This window comes from Yoonia sp. BS5-3, from assembly GCF_038069655.2.
Classification (GTDB): domain Bacteria; phylum Pseudomonadota; class Alphaproteobacteria; order Rhodobacterales; family Rhodobacteraceae; genus Yoonia; species Yoonia phaeophyticola.
This window is the reverse complement of record NZ_CP150951.2, coordinates 1,332,303-1,351,158: the sequence shown is the minus strand read 5'-3', so window position 1 is coordinate 1,351,158 and position 18,856 is coordinate 1,332,303. Positions and strand designations below refer to the sequence as shown.

The 18,856-nt window shown below is 59.6% G+C and carries 19 protein-coding genes; all 19 read right to left on the bottom strand.

Annotation, left to right across the window (positions count from 1 at the left end; translation table 11 throughout):
• Positions 1–21: 21 nt before the first annotated feature.
• A complete protein-coding gene (locus AABB29_RS06850; protein ID WP_341367639.1) occupies positions 22–762 on the bottom strand; it encodes a sulfite exporter TauE/SafE family protein in 741 nt (246 codons plus the stop codon).
• A 144-nt stretch (positions 763–906) separates the two neighbouring features.
• Positions 907–1,428, bottom strand: a complete 522-nt coding sequence (locus AABB29_RS06845) for a YqhA family protein (RefSeq protein ID WP_341367640.1) — start codon at positions 1,426–1,428, stop codon at positions 907–909.
• Between the two features lie 143 nt (positions 1,429–1,571).
• Complete coding sequence (locus AABB29_RS06840; protein WP_373636840.1) at positions 1,572–2,330, bottom strand: SDR family oxidoreductase; 759 nt, start codon at positions 2,328–2,330, stop codon at positions 1,572–1,574.
• On the bottom strand, positions 2,330–3,172 hold the full coding sequence (locus AABB29_RS06835; RefSeq protein WP_341367642.1) for a fumarylacetoacetate hydrolase family protein: 843 nt from the start codon (positions 3,170–3,172) through the stop codon (positions 2,330–2,332). The genes AABB29_RS06840 and AABB29_RS06835 overlap by 1 nt, the downstream gene beginning before the upstream one ends.
• Positions 3,173–3,182: 10 nt before the next feature.
• Complete coding sequence (locus AABB29_RS06830; RefSeq protein WP_341367643.1) at positions 3,183–3,908, bottom strand: SDR family NAD(P)-dependent oxidoreductase; 726 nt, start codon at positions 3,906–3,908, stop codon at positions 3,183–3,185.
• Positions 3,908–5,503 carry an isochorismatase family protein gene (locus AABB29_RS06825; RefSeq protein ID WP_341367644.1) on the bottom strand — a complete coding sequence of 532 codons (1,596 nt, stop codon included), beginning with the start codon at positions 5,501–5,503 and terminating at the stop codon, positions 3,908–3,910. The genes AABB29_RS06830 and AABB29_RS06825 overlap by 1 nt, the downstream gene beginning before the upstream one ends.
• 78 nt (positions 5,504–5,581) lie before the next feature.
• Positions 5,582–6,430 (bottom strand): N-acyl homoserine lactonase family protein, encoded by an 849-nt coding sequence (locus AABB29_RS06820; RefSeq protein ID WP_341367645.1) that lies wholly within the window; start codon positions 6,428–6,430, stop codon positions 5,582–5,584.
• Positions 6,431–6,448: 18 nt separating this feature from the next.
• A complete protein-coding gene (locus tag AABB29_RS06815; RefSeq protein WP_341367646.1) occupies positions 6,449–7,321 on the bottom strand; it encodes an amidohydrolase family protein in 873 nt (290 codons plus the stop codon).
• Positions 7,318–8,403, bottom strand: a complete 1,086-nt coding sequence (locus tag AABB29_RS06810; RefSeq protein ID WP_341367647.1) for a VWA domain-containing protein — start codon at positions 8,401–8,403, stop codon at positions 7,318–7,320. Before AABB29_RS06810 ends, AABB29_RS06815 begins: the two co-directional genes overlap by 4 nt.
• The gene (locus AABB29_RS06805; RefSeq protein WP_341367648.1) at positions 8,400–9,281 is read right to left on the bottom strand and encodes a MoxR family ATPase; all 882 of its coding nucleotides are present in this window, start codon (positions 9,279–9,281) and stop codon (positions 8,400–8,402) included. Before AABB29_RS06805 ends, AABB29_RS06810 begins: the two co-directional genes overlap by 4 nt.
• On the bottom strand, positions 9,281–10,318 hold the full coding sequence (locus AABB29_RS06800; protein ID WP_341367649.1) for a molybdopterin cofactor-binding domain-containing protein: 1,038 nt from the start codon (positions 10,316–10,318) through the stop codon (positions 9,281–9,283). Before AABB29_RS06800 ends, AABB29_RS06805 begins: the two co-directional genes overlap by 1 nt.
• Positions 10,318–12,156, bottom strand: coding sequence for a molybdopterin cofactor-binding domain-containing protein (locus AABB29_RS06795; RefSeq protein WP_341367650.1), 1,839 nt, complete (start codon positions 12,154–12,156; stop codon positions 10,318–10,320). Before AABB29_RS06795 ends, AABB29_RS06800 begins: the two co-directional genes overlap by 1 nt.
• Positions 12,153–12,635 carry a (2Fe-2S)-binding protein gene (locus AABB29_RS06790; protein ID WP_341367651.1) on the bottom strand — a complete coding sequence of 161 codons (483 nt, stop codon included), beginning with the start codon at positions 12,633–12,635 and terminating at the stop codon, positions 12,153–12,155. Before AABB29_RS06790 ends, AABB29_RS06795 begins: the two co-directional genes overlap by 4 nt.
• A complete protein-coding gene (locus AABB29_RS06785) occupies positions 12,635–13,420 on the bottom strand; it encodes an FAD binding domain-containing protein (protein WP_341367652.1) in 786 nt (261 codons plus the stop codon). The genes AABB29_RS06790 and AABB29_RS06785 overlap by 1 nt, the downstream gene beginning before the upstream one ends.
• The gene (locus tag AABB29_RS06780; RefSeq protein WP_341367653.1) at positions 13,417–13,863 is read right to left on the bottom strand and encodes an SRPBCC family protein; all 447 of its coding nucleotides are present in this window, start codon (positions 13,861–13,863) and stop codon (positions 13,417–13,419) included. The genes AABB29_RS06785 and AABB29_RS06780 overlap by 4 nt, the downstream gene beginning before the upstream one ends.
• Before the next feature lie 17 nt (positions 13,864–13,880).
• Positions 13,881–14,348, bottom strand: coding sequence for a nuclear transport factor 2 family protein (locus AABB29_RS06775; protein WP_341367654.1), 468 nt, complete (start codon positions 14,346–14,348; stop codon positions 13,881–13,883).
• 24 nt (positions 14,349–14,372) lie between these two features.
• A complete protein-coding gene (locus tag AABB29_RS06770; protein WP_341367655.1) occupies positions 14,373–14,810 on the bottom strand; it encodes an SRPBCC family protein in 438 nt (145 codons plus the stop codon).
• Positions 14,810–18,019 carry a flotillin domain-containing protein gene (locus AABB29_RS06765; protein WP_341367656.1) on the bottom strand — a complete coding sequence of 1,070 codons (3,210 nt, stop codon included), beginning with the start codon at positions 18,017–18,019 and terminating at the stop codon, positions 14,810–14,812. Before AABB29_RS06765 ends, AABB29_RS06770 begins: the two co-directional genes overlap by 1 nt.
• An 11-nt stretch (positions 18,020–18,030) precedes the next feature.
• Complete coding sequence (locus AABB29_RS06760; RefSeq protein ID WP_341367657.1) at positions 18,031–18,855, bottom strand: phosphoenolpyruvate hydrolase family protein; 825 nt, start codon at positions 18,853–18,855, stop codon at positions 18,031–18,033.
• Between the last annotated feature and the right edge of the window lies 1 nt (position 18,856).

Here is an 18,856-nt window from a genome sequence, read left to right as displayed (position 1 = left end):
TCCCAAGCTCAGGCGGGTTTCCTAGCCGGTCAGCCCCTCATAAAGCAGTTTTAGCGACATCAGCCCCAAGGCGGTTTCGATCAGAAGATAGAATATCCGCTCGGGCAATATCTTGGAGATACGTGCGCCGCTCCATGCGCCGAAAAGCGCCATGGGCGCTAACCAAAGTGATTGTGTGAAGCTGTCCCATGTTAGCTGGCCCGCCCAGATATACGGGCCCACTTTCATCAGGTTGATGCAAGCAAACAAGATCGCCGTGGTGCCAAGATAGGTCATCTTGTCCAGCTTTTGCGGCAGAATGTAGACTTGGTAGGGTGGCCCGCCCGAATGCGCGATATAGCTGGTCAGCCCGGCTACCGTTCCCCAGAACGCCCCCCTTGGCACATCTGCCGGACGCGCGGGGCTTTGTTTGCGTCGCAACCGTTTGAAAACGGAATCGGTGACAAAATAGATCCCGATTGCAGCCAGCAAGAGCTTGAGCGCATTTGCAGGCACGTGAGAGACGGACAAAAAGCCGATTACCACGCCGACAAAAGCAGCTGGGATCAGGATTTTCAGATTGCGTACCGAAAAGGCCTTTCTGAACAGGTAGATCGTATACCAATCCGCCACGATATAGATCGGTAAGAGCAGACCCGCGGCCAGCGCTGGATCCATGATCAAGGCCATCAGCGGCACGGACAGCATCGCAATGATTGGCATCCCACCTTTCGACAGCCCCATAAAGAACGCCGCGAGGCTTGCTACGATCCAAAAATCCAAAATATCCGCTCCGATCGGATGTGCCCGCATCTGATGAAGGGATGCTTGCGCCTCGGGCCCGCTGCATGCAGGGCGCCCAACTGTCATCAAGCAGATGTAGTCAGACAGCGTGACGCTGTCTACACGTGATCAAGGATATACCGCTTAGCCTTTGCCCGTGGTCAGCCAGGAGATGGCCGCAAGCATCACCCACGCGATTACGAAGCTCATGAAAACGGCGATGAACCAGAACAGCTCGGCCCCGCCATATTCAACTGCACCGCCACCTACTTCTAAAAATCGTTTGAGCAGGTTGATCCCGGTGATCGCGATCAAGGCCGCAATCAGCTTGGACTTCAGGCCGGCCAGATCGATCGCGTTGCTTTTTGCGAAGCCTTCCGAAGATGGCCGCAAATTCACGATAAAGCTTTGGTAACTTACCACCAGAATGACCAAGAGCAGGTTGATCCCCAGCGTCATCTCAACCAGCGAAAGCGCCATTACAAGCGCGCCCTCTTGGGTCATGGAGATCAGTTCGGGTATATATGTCAGCACTTCCCGGCAAAAGACAAAGGTCAGGAAGGCCAAGCTGATGACAACGCCCAAATACATCGGCGCCATGATCCAACGTGCCGCAAAAACGGCGCTTGTCACTTCTTGTTCTATGCCGGTCTTGTTCTCTGACATAAGCGCTCCTCCGCATTATCAGGTGTGACCGTGACGAGGGCAAAATTCAAAGTCAATGAAAGCAGACGAAAGGTAATATCCGTTTGATTACATGTCCTTTGTCGCTACCCGGTGTCGGCTGCAACGGCGGCCATCCAGCCGTGTTAGAGCGTCCACCCCCCATCGATTTTGAACTCTGATCCGGTCACAAAGGCCGACTCGTCCGACGCCAGATAAAGCGCCATGGCCGCGATCTCATCGGCGTTGGCGTTTCGGCCCATGGGTTGGCGGGCGACGAAGGCAGCACGCGCTTTTTCCACGCTGCCGAACTCTTCGCCCAGCGCCGCGATCCGGTTTTGCAGGGATGGGCTTTCGACCGTGCCGGGACAGATCGCGTTGCAGCGCAACCCTTGCCCTGCAAAATCGACGGCCACCCCTTTTGTCAGGCCGATCACTGCCGCCTTGGAGGCCCCATAGACATAGCGATTGGGTGCCCCTTTGATTGATGAGGCCCCCGACGACATGTTCACGATGCTTGCGCCCGGCTGCTGGGGCGAGGAGCGGTCTTTCAGCATCGCGGGCAGGAATGCCCGGATCATCCGGTGCATGGACTTCACGTTCAAATCAAAGGAGAAATCCCAATCCTCATCCGAGGCATCCAGCACAGTCCCGTGATGCACAAAGCCTGCGATGTTGCACAGCACATCAACATCGCCAACCCGGCTTGCATAAGCATTGATCGCGTCTACATCCGTGACGTCCAGCACCTGCTTGTCGGCGAAATCCGATCCGGCCAGCAAATCGCCGTTCAGGTCGGACGCAAAGACATGCGCCCCTTCGGCATTGAAAAGATCGGCAATCGCCTTGCCGATCCCCTGACCCGCCGCCGTCACAACGGCCCGTTTCCCTTGCAGACGTCCCATTATCCTGCCTCCACATTCTGGCGCTGATCGCCCAGCCCGTCGATGGATAGCTCAACCACGTCACCGGGTTTCAGATAGACCTTGGGGTCCTGGCCCATCCCAACCCCCGGAGGCGTCCCGGTCGAGATCACATCGCCCGGCTGCAGCGACATGAATTGGCTGAGATATGAGATCAGGAAGGGTACCTTATACACCATCGTCGCGGTTGAACCGTTTTGATATTGGTGCCCATTGACCGAAAGGCGCATGCCAAGGTTCTGTGGATCAGCGATTTCGTCTTTCGTCACCAGCCATGGCCCCAAGGGCCCGAAGGTATCGCAGCTTTTGCCTTTGACCCATTGGCCCGAGCGCCGCTGCTGGAATTCGCGCTCGCTGACATCGTTCATAATGGCGTAGCCCGCGACGTGATCCATCGCGTCGGCCTCATCAACGTATTTCGTGTGTTTTCCGATGATCACAGCCAATTCGACTTCCCAATCGGTTTCATTTGAGCCGCGCGGGATCTCAATATTGTCGTAGGGGCCGCAAACCGCACTTGTCGCTTTGAAAAAGATCACAGGTTCCGGTGGCACCGCCATCCCGCTTTCGGCGGCGTGGTCGGAATAATTCAGGCCGATGCAGATCACTTTGCCGATGTCGCCAACGCAGGCGCCGATCCGGCTGTTTTCGGGAACCTTCGGTAGCGTGGTTGGATCGATCTGGCCTAATGCGCTTAGGCTGTCCTCAGACAGGTTTGCACCCGCGATGTCATCCACATGCGCCGACAAATCCCGCATCACGCCGTCTTGGTCGATGATGCCGGGCTTTTCCTCGCCAATAGGCCCGAAACGTAGGAACTTCATCCAATTCTCCTCAATAGGTTGCCCGACCACCGGAGAGATCGAATGTCGCCCCTGTCGTAAAGCTGTTTTCTTTGGAACAGAGCCAGCCAATCATCGCGGCCGCCTCGTTCAGTTGCAAAAAGCGACCACGGGGGATTTTGGACAGCATATAATCGATATGCTCCTGGCTCATTTGATCGAAAATGCGGGTTTTGGCCGCCGCAGGCGTCACGCAGTTCACCGCGATATCCAGATGAGCGGTTTCCTTGCCCGCAGATTTGGTCAGGCCAATCACCCCCGCCTTGCTGGCCGAATAGGCGCTGGCATTTGGGTTGCCTTCCTTGCCAGCAACCGACGCGATCAGAACGATCCGCCCATAGCCGCGCTCTTTCATGCCCGGCAGAACCGCCCGCAACAGATAGAACGACCCGGTCAGATTGATCTGCACGATATCCGCCCAGTCCGACAGCGGATACTCCTCAATCACTGTATTGGGCCCGGCAATCCCGGCAGAGTTCACAACCTGTGTCACCGGCCCAAGCGCCGTTTCGGTCGTTGCCACTGCCGCCTCGATCTGGGCGTAATCAGCCATATTGACGGTGACAGTCTCGGCCTGCGGCAGCAGTTCTTTGGCTTCGGCCAAAGCGCTGGGGTCCATGTCCCAAAGGGCGATCTTGCTACCTGACGCCGCTAATTCCTGCGCGCAGGCCAGCCCGATGCCCCGGGCACCGCCGGTGACGACTGCGACCTGATCCATCACGCCAATGCCGTAATGACAGCATCTGTCGTGGTGACTGTCGCCACATTCTGCATGCCAAAGTTGATCGAGGCCCGATGCCAATCTTCATTCATGGTCGAGCATGCATCCTCAGGAACAATCATATGAAACCCTTTGTCAGCGCCTGTACGTGCCGTGTGTTCTACGCTCATATTCGTCCAGGAGCCACAATTGATGATCGTGTCGCGCCCGCCGTGGTGAAGATAGGCCTCTAGCCGGGATGTTTCCCAAGCGCTCATCGACATCTTTTCGACAATCAGATCCGCGCCTTGCGGCTCAAGCCCTTTTACTGGTTCGACGCCCCAGGTTCCACGTACCAAAGCATTCTCGCCCTTGAGCCCCTGCATCAGCGCCGCATGTTGCGCCAGATGCGGATGCCCCGGCTCGCAAACCATCCAGACATGGATCACCATGACCCCTTTGGCGCGGGCGGCATTGGCAAGGCGGATATTGTTGGCGACAACGTTCTGCGTGCGGGCGTGCAGCGGGCTGCCAGTTTCGGCAAAGGCACCGCCTTCGATCATCACGTCGTTCTGCAAATCCTGAATGATCATCGCCGTTTTGCTGGGCTCAAGACGCGCAATCGTGTCCTTGAGCTGCAATATATGCGCCGGGGCGCTGGGCGGCGGGGCCTTTGGCGTCGGCACATCTGCCTTGGGATGCATAAACGCCTCGGCATGGCCCTGCGTTTTGGTGCTGACAGCGTAAACGGATGTTTCCGCGCAGATATAGAGCGTGCTCCAGTCGCTATCGCCCCAATGCAGGTTTGCAGCCATCTCGGGCAGGATAATCTCGCCCAGTTTCATCCCGTGGAAATCGTAGACCCAAACGCCGCCGGGTGCGGTCACATAGACGTTGCCGTCTTTGTCGCTTTTCATCCCGTCAGGCACGCCCTTGCGCAGGGGCTCTATTATTCCGCTGGCGAAGATACGGGCGTTGCGCAGCATGCCGTCTTCGCCCACATCGAACATGCGGATATTGGCCTGATCGGTGTCATTGACCCACATGAATTTTTCGCAAGGCGACAGGCAAAGGCCATTGGGCTGGGTGAACATATAGCGATCAGACACCAGAACCGGTTCCTGCCCCGGCTGATGCCCCGGGGGCAGCATGTAAACCCCTTGGAACCCCATCTGCGTCGGGCGCTTAGTGCCAAAGTGGTCCATCCGCCCATAGGTCGGATCGGTAAAGAAAATTGCGCCATCACGGCGCACGATGATGTCATTAGGCGAGTTCAGCTCGCGCCCTTCGAAATGGGTGGCGAGCACCTCGCGCGTGCCATCGCGGCGGAACCGGGCGACCGAAGAGGTCGTATGCTCGCAAACCAGCAAGTTCAGATCGGCATCATAGGTCATGCCGTTGCCCTTGTTGGTGGGCTTTTGAATTTCGCTGACCCCCTGACCGGGCACATATTTGCGGCGGGTGCTGCCGGGGATATCCGAAAAGATCAGCGATTGCTCAACCGGGTGCCACAAGGGCCCTTCGGTAAAGATGTATCCCGTGCCAATCTGATGCACTGGCGCGTGCTCTTCTATCAGCGACAGAAACTTCGGATCAGTTGCGATGTGGCCCATGCGAGCCTCCCGTTGTCATAAGTGAATTTGCCCATCCTGCCCCGGGGAGAAACGGGGCAGGACAAAGTGTGAATGGTCCTACATCGGGAACCATTCGCGGCGCGGCAGGGTTTCTGTCAGTGGCCCGGGCACGACCATACCGGTGCGGCCAACAACCTGCCCGCGCTCGATTTTGGCGCCCTTGTCATGGGTGGGCAGCACGAAGGTGTAGTTGTTCATCAGTTTCTTGAACGCCGCTTTCTCGGCCCGCTTGGACCCGGAATGGTTCCCGGTGACCTGCGGTTCCATGTAGTTGTTCACACGGACATGGTTCACGATCTGATCGTTGAAATCATAGACGACATCACCGCAAATACAGGCGAGCCCCTCGGCTGTTTCCACAATCACGTTCATCGACCCTTCGGTATGGGCACCCGCCGCCTCGCACCAAACGCCAGGCATAACTTCTTCGGCGCCTGTCAGCTCCAAATCCATGAAACGCATGGCGTCCGGCTCATAGATACGCTCGACCAGGTGCTGGATGTCAGGCTTGGGGTACTGCGGATACATGATGCCCGAGACGCTGAACTCCATCTCGCGCCGGTTCAGGATGACCGTGGTGTTCATGGGGAACTTGTCGTCCTTGCCTGCGTGGTCAATGTGCAGATGGGTGTGCAGCACATAGCGAATGTCGCCCACCTTCAGCCCATGCTTGGCCAGCTGGTTTTCGATCATGTTGTCGTGGAACTGCAAGCCGCGCATGCCAAGGCTTTCCATGATCGCATTGTCGCGATAGCCAGTATCCACAACTATGGGATATTCGCCCCCGGTGATCAGAAACCCGTAAACCGGAACGCGCCGCGTGCGCCCGCATTCGTGCCCCAGCACGAGGAACGAGGTTTCAAGCTCGATATCCCCGAAATCCAGCACATGAATCTGTAGTGCCATGATGATTACTCCCTTTGGTTAAGTCTTCAGCCGGTAGACCCGGGCTGCTGTTTGCGAAAAAACGGATTGGTGATCGGTCTCGGGCACGGCCTTAAGATGCGCGCCGATGAGTTTGGGAAAGCTGGTCCACAGCTTTTCGATGGGGAAGTTGGACCCGAACATGCATCGCTCTGCCCCGAACAGGTCCAGAGCAACACCGATCTGATCGGTGATGTGTTTGGTATCATTCTTGTGCAGAAACGTACCGAGGCCCGACAGTTTGCAGACAGTATTCCGACACTTTGCCAGCGCCGTCATTCCGTCCAGCCAAAGCTTGCGCGTGGCCTTGGTTTTGTCCTCAAGCATGCCCGCGTGCTGCAGGATGAATGTCACTTGCGGGTTCGCCTTCACCAGCTTGACCGCCCCCGGCATCTGGCGCGCAAAGACCTGCAGATCAAAGCTGAACCCATAGTCGGCCAGCAGCCCGACATTCGCCTGAACCTGACTGTCTTCGCAAAGATCGGCATGGGGCGCAAAACGATAGAGCGGGTTTTCATGCCAGTGGAACTGATGCCTGATGCCCCGAACCTCGGGGATGTCCGACAGCGCCTTAAGCTGCGCCGCGCAGTGCCGGCTTGTCATATCGGCATAGGCAACGATGCCCATCGGCCAGCCGGTGCGCTTGCCTTCGGCCTGTACCCAGCGCGCTTCGTCCAGGGCCCAATTGGGCGCCCAATTGACCTGCACATAGACGGACCCGGTGATGCCGGATTTCTTGACGTCTTTGATATATTCTTCAATGGGATAGTCCCGCTTGATCGGGGCATAGGGCCCAAAGATACGCGGCTGTTCAGGCCCCAAAAGCCAAGGTAAGTCAGCTTGTCTCCAGATATGATGATGTGCGTCGATCATGCGGCCCTCGCGATACCTAGAACGTGATCTGAAATGGCCTGCGCCGTTGACCCGTCACCCAGATCGTCCAGCCACGGCAGGATGCCCATTAGCCCGGCGGTCTTGGGGGCAAAGCCTGGATCAGCTGCTAGCGGCGTAAGCCAGTGCAACCGCCAGGCCAGTCGCGACAGCCGGGCGGAGGCGTCGATCATCGCCGCCGGATCATCCCGTTCCAGCCCGTCCGACAGCACAACCACCAGCGCGCCGCGCGCAAAACCGGCATAACGCGGAACGGCCAGATAGGCCTGCAGCGCCTCACCTATCCTTGTGCCGCCATCAATATCGCTGACGGACTGTGCGACCCGGTTCAGTGCAGCATCCTGATCAGAAAGTTGCAGTCCTGTCGTGATCCGCGTCAGCCGCGTGCCAAGGGTGAAAACCTCCGCCTTTTCCGCCGATTGCACCAGCGTATGGGCGAAACCCAGCAAGGCGTCCGACCGATCTTTCATCGACCCGGACACATCGACAAGGCAAACGATCCGCCGCTGACGCGTCTTGCGGCGCGATTGCGGTAGCACCATCAAATCGCCGTCGGTACGGGCCGCTGCCTTGAGCGCGCGGCGCAGGTCGATCCGGTCGCCCTTGCGGCTACGCTGACGGCGATAAGACAGGCGGCGCGGCAAACGGGCCGCCGCCTGATCGCGGAAGACACGCAAGGCATCCCGGTCGGTCTGAATGGCCCGCTGTGCCAGCCGTTCTGCGGCGGTTGCCTCATCCCCGGTGGGTTCTTCGGCCTCTTCGACCTCAATCTCGATGGTTTCGTCTGTAGGCTCAACCGCGTCGATGTCGTCATCATCGCTGTCCGCATCTGCAGCCACCAATTGGCCGGCAAAAATCGCGCGGAAAATGGCGTCAAACTCTTCACGCCGTTCGGGCGGGATCGCAAACAGGGCCAGGGCGCTGAGGTAAACATCATTGATCCCGCGCGCGCCCAAGACGCCCACCGCCTCGATAAAGCCTATCGTCTGGTCGGGGGAGACGGCAAAGCCCGCCTGCCGCAGCGCTGTTGCCAACGCAAAGAAGGGGTCCAGCACCTGCCTCATGCCGCTTGCCCCGGCAATATCTGGTCAAGCTTGGGCGCAAGATAAGCCAGATCATCCTGATCCTTGATCGCCACACCAATCGCGCGGGCGAAGGCCTCTGGCCATATCGCGCCTTGGGTGTTCAGCAGCGTCGCCGCTTCGGCCCATTCGATGGTTTCGGCCACGCCCGGCGGCTTGGCCAAGGGTTCGGCCCGCATCAGATTGACCGAGGCCACAACCGCCTGTGCCGTTGCGTCCGCCACGGTCGAGGCGCGGGTCAGCACGATCTGGGCCTCAAGCGCAGGATCGGGGTAATCGATCCAGTGGTAAACACAGCGGCGGCGCAGCGCCTCGTGCAGATCACGGGTCCGGTTCGAGGTGAGGATCACAACCGGCGGACGGCTCGCCCGTTCTGTACCCGTTTCAGGAATGGTGATCGTGAAATCGGATAGGAATTCCAGCAGGAATGCCTCAAACTCCTGATCGGCGCGGTCAATCTCGTCAATCAGTAGCAACGTATCGGTCGGGTTGCGCAAAGCTGTCAGCAAGGCGCGTTCGAGCAAGAATTGTGTGCCGTATAGGTTTACCTCACTGTCCTGAAATTGGCGCAAGGCCAGCATCTGACGCGGGTAATTCCATTCATAAAGCGCGGCTGCCGCATCGATCCCTTCATAACATTGCAGCCGGATCACATTGCGGCCCAGCACACCGCCCAGCGCCTTTGCTGCCTCGGTCTTGCCCACACCGGGCGCGCCTTCCAGCAGCAGCGGCTTGGACAGGGCAAGGCTAAGGTAGGCCGAGGTCGCCAAAGCAGGGGACGCCACATATTGCGCATCTGTCAGAGCCGCTTTCAGCTCTTCCGGGCTGTGCAGCCCGGCGATATTGGCGTTAACCGACATCAGCCGCGGCTACCCGGGTGACGCGGGCCGGGCTTGGCCCCGCCATTGGCCTGAATGCCGCGCAGCACCTTCTCTGGCGTGATGGGCAGTTTGTCGACGCGCACGCCAACCGCGTTGTAAACGGCATTGGCGATGGCTGGCAGAACAGGGTTCGCGCACATCTCGCCGGGGCCCTTGCCGCCATACGGCGCATCGGCCGCAGGGCGTTCCAGCACCGCCAGATCATGATCCACAATCTCACCCGGCCCCGGCATCAGATAGGTGTTAAAATCCTGCGGCAGGTGATCGCGTGCTGGGTAATAAGGCTCTGTCGTTTCATAGAGCGCGTGGCTCACGCCCATCCACGCGCCGCCGACCAATTGCTGTTCCACCAGCTTCGGGTTCAAGGCGCGGCCAAGCTCATAGGCAGAGTTGATTTTGACCACCTCAACCTCACCTGTTTCATCATCGACGTTCACGTCGATGACTAGGGCCGCATGGGCATAGGTGGTCACGGGGCTCATCTCGCCGGTTTCCCAATCCACGCCCGATGGTTCGATCAGGAAGATACCGCGCCCGGACAGGGTGCGCCCCTGTTTGAACTGGGCGGCGATGGCCGTATCGGCCACGGTGATCGTCTTTGACGGGGCCCCTTTTACCTGAATATTGCCGCGCCCGTCGGTGTCCAGATCAGCCGCGCTGACTTCCAGTTCCTCGGCGGCGGCCTCCATCATCTGCGCGCGCGCCTCAGAGGCGGCACGGATTACTGCATTGCCCATCCGGTGCGTCCCGCGTGAGGCGAAAGATCCCATATCATGCGGGCCAGTGTCGCTGTCGGCGGTGTCCACATAGACATCTTCCAGCGGAACGCCCAAGGCCTCGGCCGCGATCTGGCGGCAGACGGATTTCATCCCCTGTCCCAAATCAATGGCCGAGAGGGTGACCATGAATTTCCCGTCCGGCGTGGAATGCACCAGCGCCTGAGACGGATCGCCCCCAAGGTTCATGCCAATCGGATAGTTGATGCAGGCAAAGCCGCGTCCAGCGTGTACGGTCATCAGCGCCTCCTTGATCCTGACAGAAAACGGGATGCCCCGGGCCGTTTGACCCCGCGTGAAAACGGCTGATCGGGCTCATAAGGTTTCGGCTGCGCCGCAGGCGGCGTTGCCGGAGCAGGCGTTGGGGCTTGCGGCGGCGTCGCAGCAGGTGGCGCAGCGGGTGGGGCAGAGGCAGCCTGTGCTGGTGGAGTCGGGGCCGCCGCCGGTGGCGTGGGCATGGCGGGTTGCGCTTGCGGGGCGGCATTTGCCTGCGCATGGGCCGCGGGATCATGATGCCCGACACGTTCTGGCGCGATCTGCATATCCGGGCGCTGCACCGGAACAGCCATATGGCCCTCGCCCCGGCTGCCTGCGGGCAATCTGCTGGTGCCCGGCGCAGGGGATGTGCTGGCCGTGCGCCCGGCACGGCGTTCGCCGATCTTGCCTTCGCCGTCCAATGCCGTTTCCGGGATCGCCTGCCGCGCAGCATCCGTGCCGGTTAGCGAGGAGGCGGCCATATCCTCGGCCGACAGGCCCCAACCCGCTTTGCCCGCAGCGACCTGACAGCTTTCGACCAAGGCGCAATTTTTCGCCTCGCGCCGATGCGCCTTCATATCGCCATCGCGATAGGCGTTCTTGATCCGCAGGCTTATGGGATCGACCCCAGCCGCCTCGGCCACGCGGTCCATATGGCATTCAATTGCGAAATCGACGCCGGTAATGCCAAAGCCGCGCATCGCGGTGGCGGGCGTGCGGTTGGTGTAGACGCAATAGGTGTTCGATGCGACGTTCGGGATGGAATAGGGGCCGGGCAGGTGGCCCGTGCATTTTGTGCCCGCATAAGAACTCAGCCGCGTGTAAGCCCCCGCATCAAAGAAGCCGGTCAATTCACGGGCGACGATGGTGCCATCGGCCAAGACGCCATCTTTAATGCGCCACCGTTCGGCCCCGCGCGGCGCGCCAACCTGCATTTCCTCTTCCCGGTCCCATTGGAACTTGACCGGTTTGCCCGTCAGCATGGCACCCAAAACCGCCATCGGTTCAACGATACTGTCGACCTTGCCACCAAAGCCACCGCCCACCGTGCCGCCAATGAAGTGCAAGCGAGAGGAGGCGAGGTTCAAAAGCTTGGCCGAAGTACCCAGTGAAAAGAACAACGCCTGCGTACCTGTATGGCAGACAAAACGATCTGCGGTTTCCGGGGCTGCGATGGCACCGCAGGTTTCAATGGGGGCCTGCTCAATCGGGGACATTTCATATTCGGCCGCGACGATGTGGTCGGCCTGGGCAAAGGCCGCCTGCACATCGCCAAAGCGCAGTTTTACATGGTCGTAAGGGCCGTATTCAAAAGTGTTGTTGGGGTAGGCTGGATTGACCGAAGGGGCCCCCAGCGCAATTGCCTCTTCCACATCCAGCACATGGGGCTGCACATCCCAATCGACCCGCACTTCGGCACAAGCCGCGCGGGCAATCGCCTCGCTTGTTGCGATAATGGCCAATATCGGCTCGCCAGCGTAACGGACCACCTGATCTGACAAAAGCTGCTCATCATCACGGCCAAAGCCGATCAGCGACAGCAGCGTGTTGAGGTTATTGGGCACGTCCGATGGTCGAATGACACGCACAACGCCCGGCATCCGCTCTGCCGCTGACGTATCGACCGAACGCACCTTCGCATGATGATGGGGCGAGCGGACGCAGCGCATATGCAGCAACCCATCAAACAGATGATCATCGTAATAGGCAGTACGGCCGCGCACATGACCTTCGATATCCTGCCGCAGCTTGGGCTTGCCGATCTCGTTCAGATTGTCATCGCGTTCATCGGCGAACAGGTCTTTGCGGAATTCGATGCTCATGCGCTGACCCTTCCTTGCATGCGGGCCGCTGCGTCGAGGATCGCATCAACGATGGGCTCATAGCCGGTGCAGCGGCACAGGTTGCCGCTGATCGCTTCGATCACTTCATCGCGGGTGGGGCGCGGATTGCTCTCCAAGAGGGCTTTGGCCACCATCAACATGCCTGAGGTACAGAACCCACATTGCGCGGCGAACCCTTCGGCGAAGGCCTTTTGCAGCGGGTGCAGCTCTTCGCCGCCAAGGCCGCCGGTGGTGGAGATATCGCTACCCTGCGCCGCTACCGCCAATGTCAGGCAGGACAAGTGCGGCTCGCCATTGATCAACACGGTGCAGGACCCACAGGTGCCTTGCCCGCAACCAAATTTGGGGGACAGATCGCCCGCCTCGCGGCGCAGCGCCTCTAGCAGGTTTTGGCCGGGCTCAACAAAGATGCCAGCCTCTGCCCCGTTCAAAGTGAATGTGATCGGTGTCTTGGGCATCAGCGTTCCCCCAACAAAAGACGGCGAAGGTGGATCGGCGCGACCTCGCGGCGGTACCAGGCACTGGCAAGCGCATCATCCGCAGGGGCCAGATCATTAGCGCAGGCAGCGCAGGCGGCGGCCACGCCTTGGGCATCCAGCGTTTTACCCGCCAAAGCGGCCTCTGCCGCCTTGGCGCGCAGCGGGGTTGGCCCCATCGCACCAAAGGCGATGCGGGCCGCGTTGACCTGCCGGCCCATCCCGTCGATATGAACTGCGATAGACAGGACGGAGACGCCCTTGGGCTTGGTCCGGCTGACCTTCGCAAAACGCAAGGCGTCCGCGCGGGGCGGATCGATCAGTACGGCGGCGACAATCCCGCGGGCCGAGGCCCGGTTTGACAGAAACGCCTCGATATCCTCTGTCCTGCCATCGGCCCATTGCACCTGCGCACCCAGCGCCAACAGAGCTGTCGCGAAATCCCCGTAGGGGTGCGGGGCAAAAAGGTTCCCGCCCACCGTCGCCATATTTCGGATCGCCGGGCCACCTATCGCGCGGGCGGCGGGGGCCAGGGCCGCCAGATCAGAGGAGCGGATAATATCGGTCATCGTCGCACCAGCCCCAATCGCAATCTGGCTACCGCGCCTCTCGATCCGCGCAAACCCAGGGTCAGTGATGCGCAGGATATGGGGCACCTGATGCGGCCGATAATTCACCTCGCGCATCAGCAGCGTGCCCCCTGCCAAAACCTTCCCATCCTGCGGCGGCGCGGCAGAGAGGTTTTCGATTGTCGTCACCTGCATCATACGCTCTCCTGTTGCAGCTGGGCGCGGATCGCGGCGAAACCGGCCATGTAAATATTCTCGCCCACCAGTTCGGCCAGCTCGCCCTCGCGGCCCTTGGGCGTATCGAAACTGCTGTGCCATTCCCAAAACGTGGCATCCGTATCCGTCACCGGGGTCAGGCGCACGTGGGCGACGTAGTTCAGCAGCGGAATGGGCGTATCCAGCAGACAATAGGAAAAGGCGGTTTCCATATCGCTGAGGGTCAACAGCTGCTCGCGCAGCTCTGAACCATCGTTCAGCTTGAACTTACGGACACAGCCGACCTTGCTGGCATCATGGCCGCGTTCAATCTGGCTGCTGGTCACTTCAGGGTGCCAATGGTCGTGCCCGTTGAAATCGCGCAAGATATCCCAGACCGCCTCAATCGGGGACTCCAGAACTGTACTGCGATAAACCTTGGGCACGACCTTGCTCCTGTCCGTTACTCGGCAAAGACCATGTCGGCCGGATCGAATGTCGTGACCTGCACGTACATCAGACCATCGCGGGTGACATATGCGTCGGCGCCCTTGTAGGACTCGGCCAGCCAGTCGGCCTCAACCCGCCAGGATACGTTGACCGTATCACCAACGGTTTTGACCTTTTCAGCGATGAAGGTCGCGCCGATGAAACCGCCCTCTTCGCGCGGGGTGCAGAACCCGGCAAAAACATCTCCCACAGCAGGGCGGCCTTCGACCCAGGCACCATTTGGCAGGATGATCAGCACTTCCTCGGGGTATTGCGCCATCAGGCGATCCCAGTCGCACGCGTTGAGCGCGTCGATATGTTCGAATGTAACACGCTCAGCATTGGGCTGCATGACCAGCGGTGGCAATTCACGCGCGTGACCGTCTGCAAAAGCGCCAGATGCGGTGGCTGTGACGGCAAGTGTTGCAAGAAATTTCTTCATTGGTTTCCTCCCTATTTCTTTGGGTTAGCCCCCAAAGTGGCGTTTCAGGGCGTCAAACCCGCCCTGAAAGACATTGCCCCCGATCCCTGTGACGAGGTCCGTCTCGTCCTCGGGGGCGCAGTTGAATTCAGCAGTCCATTCGGCAAATGTGCGGGCCCCGTCGGTGACCGGCGTCAGGCGCAAGGTTGCGATGTAGTCGGTCAGAGGCATCGGGCTTTCGAGAATCGAATAGGTGGTGAACATGTCGTAATCCGACAGGCCCAGCAGCTGTTCGCGGATATTGTCCCCGTTCTGCAGGTTAAAGTTGCGGATGCAGCCAACCTTGTCAGCGGGCAACGCATCCTCGATCCGGCTGTCGCGAATGCGCGGGTGCCATTTGGGCAGGCCGTTGAAATCGCGGACCCGATCCCAGACCCGTTCCGCCGGGGCGCCGATCACGCTGGAAGCAAAGACGCGCGCCATCAGGATTTATCCTCTTTCTTGGCCTTATCCTGCTGGGCTTTGGCGCGGGCAATTTCCGAGTTTGCGCGCGTCATGTCGCTGGCATTGCGAAAGATGTCAGACTTGCCCATGTCTTTGGCGTCGATCCCGATATCCTTCATCAGGCTATCAACGAACGGGGCCTGAACACGGTAGCGCAGCGCACTGTTCATCACTTCATCGGTAGGGCTGGGGCCATCACCGCCCCCACCGCCGCCGGATCCGCCACCGCCATTGGCCCATTCGAGGCCCTGGGTGCCCGATCCGCCAAGCTGCATGATTTTGATGTCGCTGACATTCTCAAGCGGTTTGGCGCTGGCGGCGATGATCCCCTCGACATGCTCCAGCATCTTGCGGCGGAACACGGCGTGACGGGCATCGTCGGACAGCACGTTTTCGGCTTCGTTGATCAGCTTCTGTGCCTCGGCTTCGACAGCACGGCGGACCTTTTCGCCATCGGCGATCAGACGTGTGCGTTCGGCCTCTTTTTCGGCGCGCAGAATATCCAGCGCCTTCTCGCGGGTGACGCTTTCGGTTTCGGCAGCTGTCTTGGCCTTTTCGGCGGCTTCCAGCGCACGGGCCTTGGCATTTTCAGCCTCGACCGCTGCGGCACTTTCATCCAGGGATTTTTGGTAAAGCGCGATGGCCTTTTCCATCCCGGCCTCTTCGACAGCCTTTTCGCGGGCAATCTCTAGGCGACGACGTTCAGTCTGGTGGCCGATACGGGCATCATCAAGACCCCGTTCCGAGGCGATCTTGGCGCGCTCCACCTCTTCCTGACTGGCGATTTCCGCCTCGCGCAGGGCTTGAACGCGGGCGATTTCCAACTGTTCGATGGCTTTCTTACGCTCGAGCTTTTTGGCGTCGATTTCCTGTTCGGCCAGAATCTTTTCGGCATCCACCGTCTTTTCCTTGGCCACGCGCGCGGCTTCAATCGCCTCATCGGCAGCGATCTGCGCCGCATCCATCGCCTTGTTACGGGCAATCTCAAGCGACCGAATCTTTTCGTCGCGGGCGATCTTTTCAGCGGTGGTTTCTGCCTCTTTCTCAATCCGCTGTTGTTCGACCAGGCGGCGGCTGGAAATTTCAGCTGCTTCGACCGCTTCCTGCTTTTCGATTTCGCGAGAGCGGATCTCTACATCCTTGGCGATCTCAGCCGCGCGCGTGCGTTTTTCTTCTTCGATCCGTGCGTGGGCCACGTCTTCGGAGGCATTTACATTGGCTACATCGACCGCACGGTTCCGGGCGATTTCGCGTTCGCGCAAATCCTGCTCATAGGCAATACGCTCTGCCGCGATCTTCTTTTCCTTGGCGATGCGGGCCGCTTCAATCGCTTCGGATTTCGCGATCTCCAATGCCTCAACGGCCCTGGCCTTGGCCAGATCACGTTCGGTGGTGGATTCCTCGGTTTCGATCCGCTTGACGGTCAGACGCGCGTCCTGCTCGATCCGGGCGGCTTCCACAGCTTCACGCGCAGCAACTTCGGCCTCATCCAGCGCCTGATTGCGGGCAATCTCAAGGGCGCGAATGCGCTCTTCCTGGGCAATCCGTTCTTTCGAGGTGGACTCGGTGGCTTCGATCTGCTGGGTGTCCAGCACGCGCTGGCGTTCGATCTCTTTGGCGCGGGTGTCCTGCTCGGCCAGAATACGCTCTGCCGACAATGCCTTTTCACGGGCGATCTTGGCGGCCTCTGTGGCCTGCGCGCTGGCGATTTCCGCTGCTTCCAACGCCTCTTGCCGGGCGATTTCCAATTCGCGGGTCGCCTTGTCGCTGGAAATGCGCTCGGCATTTACCGTGCGTTCCTGTTCGATGCGCAGCTTTTCCGCGGCCTCTTGGGCGGCAATGGTCGCCTCATCAATTGCCAGATTACGGGCGATTTCGAGTTCGCGGGTAGAACGTTCGAGTGCAATCCGTGCCTCGGTCACTTCGCGTTCCTGCGCGATGCGGGCCTTCTCGATCACCTCGCGTGCGGCGATATCCGCCTCATCCACGATGCGCTGGCGTTCGATTTCCTTGGATTGCGTGTCCTGATCCTTGGCAATCCGCGCCTCGGTCAGGTTCTTTTCCTGGGCAATCCGGGCCTTTTCAATCGCCTCTTTTGCCGCGATGTCAGCGGCTTGCGTATCCTTGTCGGTCTTGATGCGGGTTTCGGCCAGCACCTTTTCCTGACCGATGCGGGCCTTTTCCACCGCCTCGCGGGCGGCGACCTCGGCCTGATCCACGGTTTGTTGACGTTCGATCTCTTGCTGGCGAATTTTCCGTTCAGAAGCGATGCGCGCCTCGGCGATCATCTCCTCATTCGCGATACGGGCCTTTTCGATGGCCTCGCGGTTGGTCAGCGTTGCTTCTTCGCCTTCTTTTTCGCGTTCGGACCGTTCGCGGGCCAGTTCGGCACGCTGCTGCGCGCGGCGGAATTCAACATCGCGTTCCTGCTCTAGCCGCGCCTCTTCCGACTCGCGTTCAATCGCCAGCGTATCTTTTTCCGCTTGCAGATTGCGCTCGCGAATTTTGATCATCGTGTCCTGTTCGATGTCATTGCGCAGCTTGCGGCGGGCCTCGACGGACTCGATCACGCTGGTCAAACCGATGGCGTCGAACTGATTGGACGGGTTGAAGAACTGGATGTCGGTCTGATCGATATCGGTGATCGCGACGCTTTCCAGCTCCAGCCCGTTTTTATCCAGACTTTCCTGGGTCAGCTCAGCCACCCGAGCGGTCACTGCAGCGCGTTTGGTGTGCAGCTCTGTCAGGGTCATCTCGGCCGCAACGGTGCGCAATGCGCTGATGAATTTACCAGACAGCAAGCGGTGCAGGCGTTCTGGTTCCAAAGTCCGGCGGCCCATAGTGGCGGCGGCCAGGCTGACATCTTTCTTTGTGCCGCGCACGCTGACGTAAAACTCAACATCCATATCGACGCGCAGGTTGTCTGCGGTGATCAGCGCCTCTTCCTTCTCGCGGGTAATCGCGAGGTCCATCGAGTTCATGTTCACCGGCGTGATGTCATGGATGATGGGCCAGACGAAAGCACCACCATCAATGACGACCCGTTCGCCCAAGAATCCGGTTCTGACAAACGCGACCTCTTTCGTGGATCGCCGGTAAAGCCAGTTCATCACCCAATAGAGGATGAAGACCACGATAACGGCCATGATCAGCCAAAGAATAAGTTGTCCGATAAGTTGTCCGGTCATCAGTCGTCTCCTCAGCGTCCGATTTTCTTGAACGCGGCAGTTTGGTCGCGCAGCGCGATTTCTGTTGGCAGCCGCTCCATCGAAGAGGCGCCATAAAAGCCGTGGCAATATTGGGTGTTTTTGAGCATGTAATCGGCGTCCTCGGGCATCGCGACAGGGCCGCCATGGACCAGCACGATGGCATCAGGGTTCACATCCAGCGCCGCCTTGGCCCAGGCATCCGTCAGGGCCGGGGCTTGTTCGAGGGTGCAACCCGTTTCCGCGCCAATAGACCCGCCCGTTGTCAGGCCCAGATGCACCACGATGATATCAGCGCCTGCGCCAGCCATGGCTCGGGCGTCATCCTCGCTGAACACATAAGGCGTGGTCAGAAGGCCCCGTTCGCTGGCCATGCGGATCATTTCGACCTCATGGGAATAGCCCATTCCGGTTTCTTCCAGGTTGGCGCGGAAATTGCCGTCAATCAGGCCGACGGTTGGAAAGTTCTGAACACCTGAAAAACCCGCCGCTTTTACCTGATCCAGAAACTTATCCATCAGACGAAACGGGTCGGTGGCGCAGACCCCGGCAAGCACTGGTGTCTTTTCCACGACCGGCAGCACCTCGCCCGCCATTTCCATCACCACGCCATTCGCATCGCCGTATGGCATCAGGCCCGCAAGCGACCCGCGCCCGGCCATGCGGTAGCGGCCAGAGTTGTAGATCACGATCAGGTCGATCCCGCCCGCCTCTTCGCATTTCGCGCTCAGGCCCGTACCAGCGCCGCCGCCAATAATCGGCTCGCCCGCATCCCGCATGGCTCGGAATTTCTTCATAAGGTCATTGCGGTCATACATG

What these genes read in the sequence shown, in the direction of transcription:
- AABB29_RS06845 (WP_341367640.1), bottom strand. Translation starts at nt 1,428, where the DNA reads ATGTCAGAGAACAAGACCGGCATAGAACAAGAAGTGACAAGCGCCGTT.
- AABB29_RS06840 (WP_373636840.1), bottom strand. Translation starts at nt 2,330, where the DNA reads ATGGGACGTCTGCAAGGGAAACGGGCCGTTGTGACGGCGGCGGGTCAG.
- AABB29_RS06835 (WP_341367642.1), bottom strand. Translation starts at nt 3,172, where the DNA reads ATGAAGTTCCTACGTTTCGGGCCTATTGGCGAGGAAAAGCCCGGCATC.
- AABB29_RS06830 (WP_341367643.1), bottom strand. Translation starts at nt 3,908, where the DNA reads ATGGATCAGGTCGCAGTCGTCACCGGCGGTGCCCGGGGCATCGGGCTG.
- AABB29_RS06825 (WP_341367644.1), bottom strand. Translation starts at nt 5,503, where the DNA reads ATGGGCCACATCGCAACTGATCCGAAGTTTCTGTCGCTGATAGAAGAG.
- AABB29_RS06820 (WP_341367645.1), bottom strand. Translation starts at nt 6,430, where the DNA reads ATGGCACTACAGATTCATGTGCTGGATTTCGGGGATATCGAGCTTGAA.
- AABB29_RS06815 (WP_341367646.1), bottom strand. Translation starts at nt 7,321, where the DNA reads ATGATCGACGCACATCATCATATCTGGAGACAAGCTGACTTACCTTGG.
- AABB29_RS06810 (WP_341367647.1), bottom strand. Translation starts at nt 8,403, where the DNA reads ATGAGGCAGGTGCTGGACCCCTTCTTTGCGTTGGCAACAGCGCTGCGG.
- AABB29_RS06805 (WP_341367648.1), bottom strand. Translation starts at nt 9,281, where the DNA reads ATGTCGGTTAACGCCAATATCGCCGGGCTGCACAGCCCGGAAGAGCTG.
- AABB29_RS06800 (WP_341367649.1), bottom strand. Translation starts at nt 10,318, where the DNA reads ATGACCGTACACGCTGGACGCGGCTTTGCCTGCATCAACTATCCGATT.
- AABB29_RS06795 (WP_341367650.1), bottom strand. Translation starts at nt 12,156, where the DNA reads ATGAGCATCGAATTCCGCAAAGACCTGTTCGCCGATGAACGCGATGAC.
- AABB29_RS06790 (WP_341367651.1), bottom strand. Translation starts at nt 12,635, where the DNA reads ATGCCCAAGACACCGATCACATTCACTTTGAACGGGGCAGAGGCTGGC.
- AABB29_RS06785 (WP_341367652.1), bottom strand. Translation starts at nt 13,420, where the DNA reads ATGATGCAGGTGACGACAATCGAAAACCTCTCTGCCGCGCCGCCGCAG.
- AABB29_RS06775 (WP_341367654.1), bottom strand. Translation starts at nt 14,348, where the DNA reads ATGAAGAAATTTCTTGCAACACTTGCCGTCACAGCCACCGCATCTGGC.
- AABB29_RS06770 (WP_341367655.1), bottom strand. Translation starts at nt 14,810, where the DNA reads ATGGCGCGCGTCTTTGCTTCCAGCGTGATCGGCGCCCCGGCGGAACGG.
- AABB29_RS06765 (WP_341367656.1), bottom strand. Translation starts at nt 18,019, where the DNA reads ATGACCGGACAACTTATCGGACAACTTATTCTTTGGCTGATCATGGCC.
- AABB29_RS06760 (WP_341367657.1), bottom strand. Translation starts at nt 18,855, where the DNA reads ATGTATGACCGCAATGACCTTATGAAGAAATTCCGAGCCATGCGGGAT.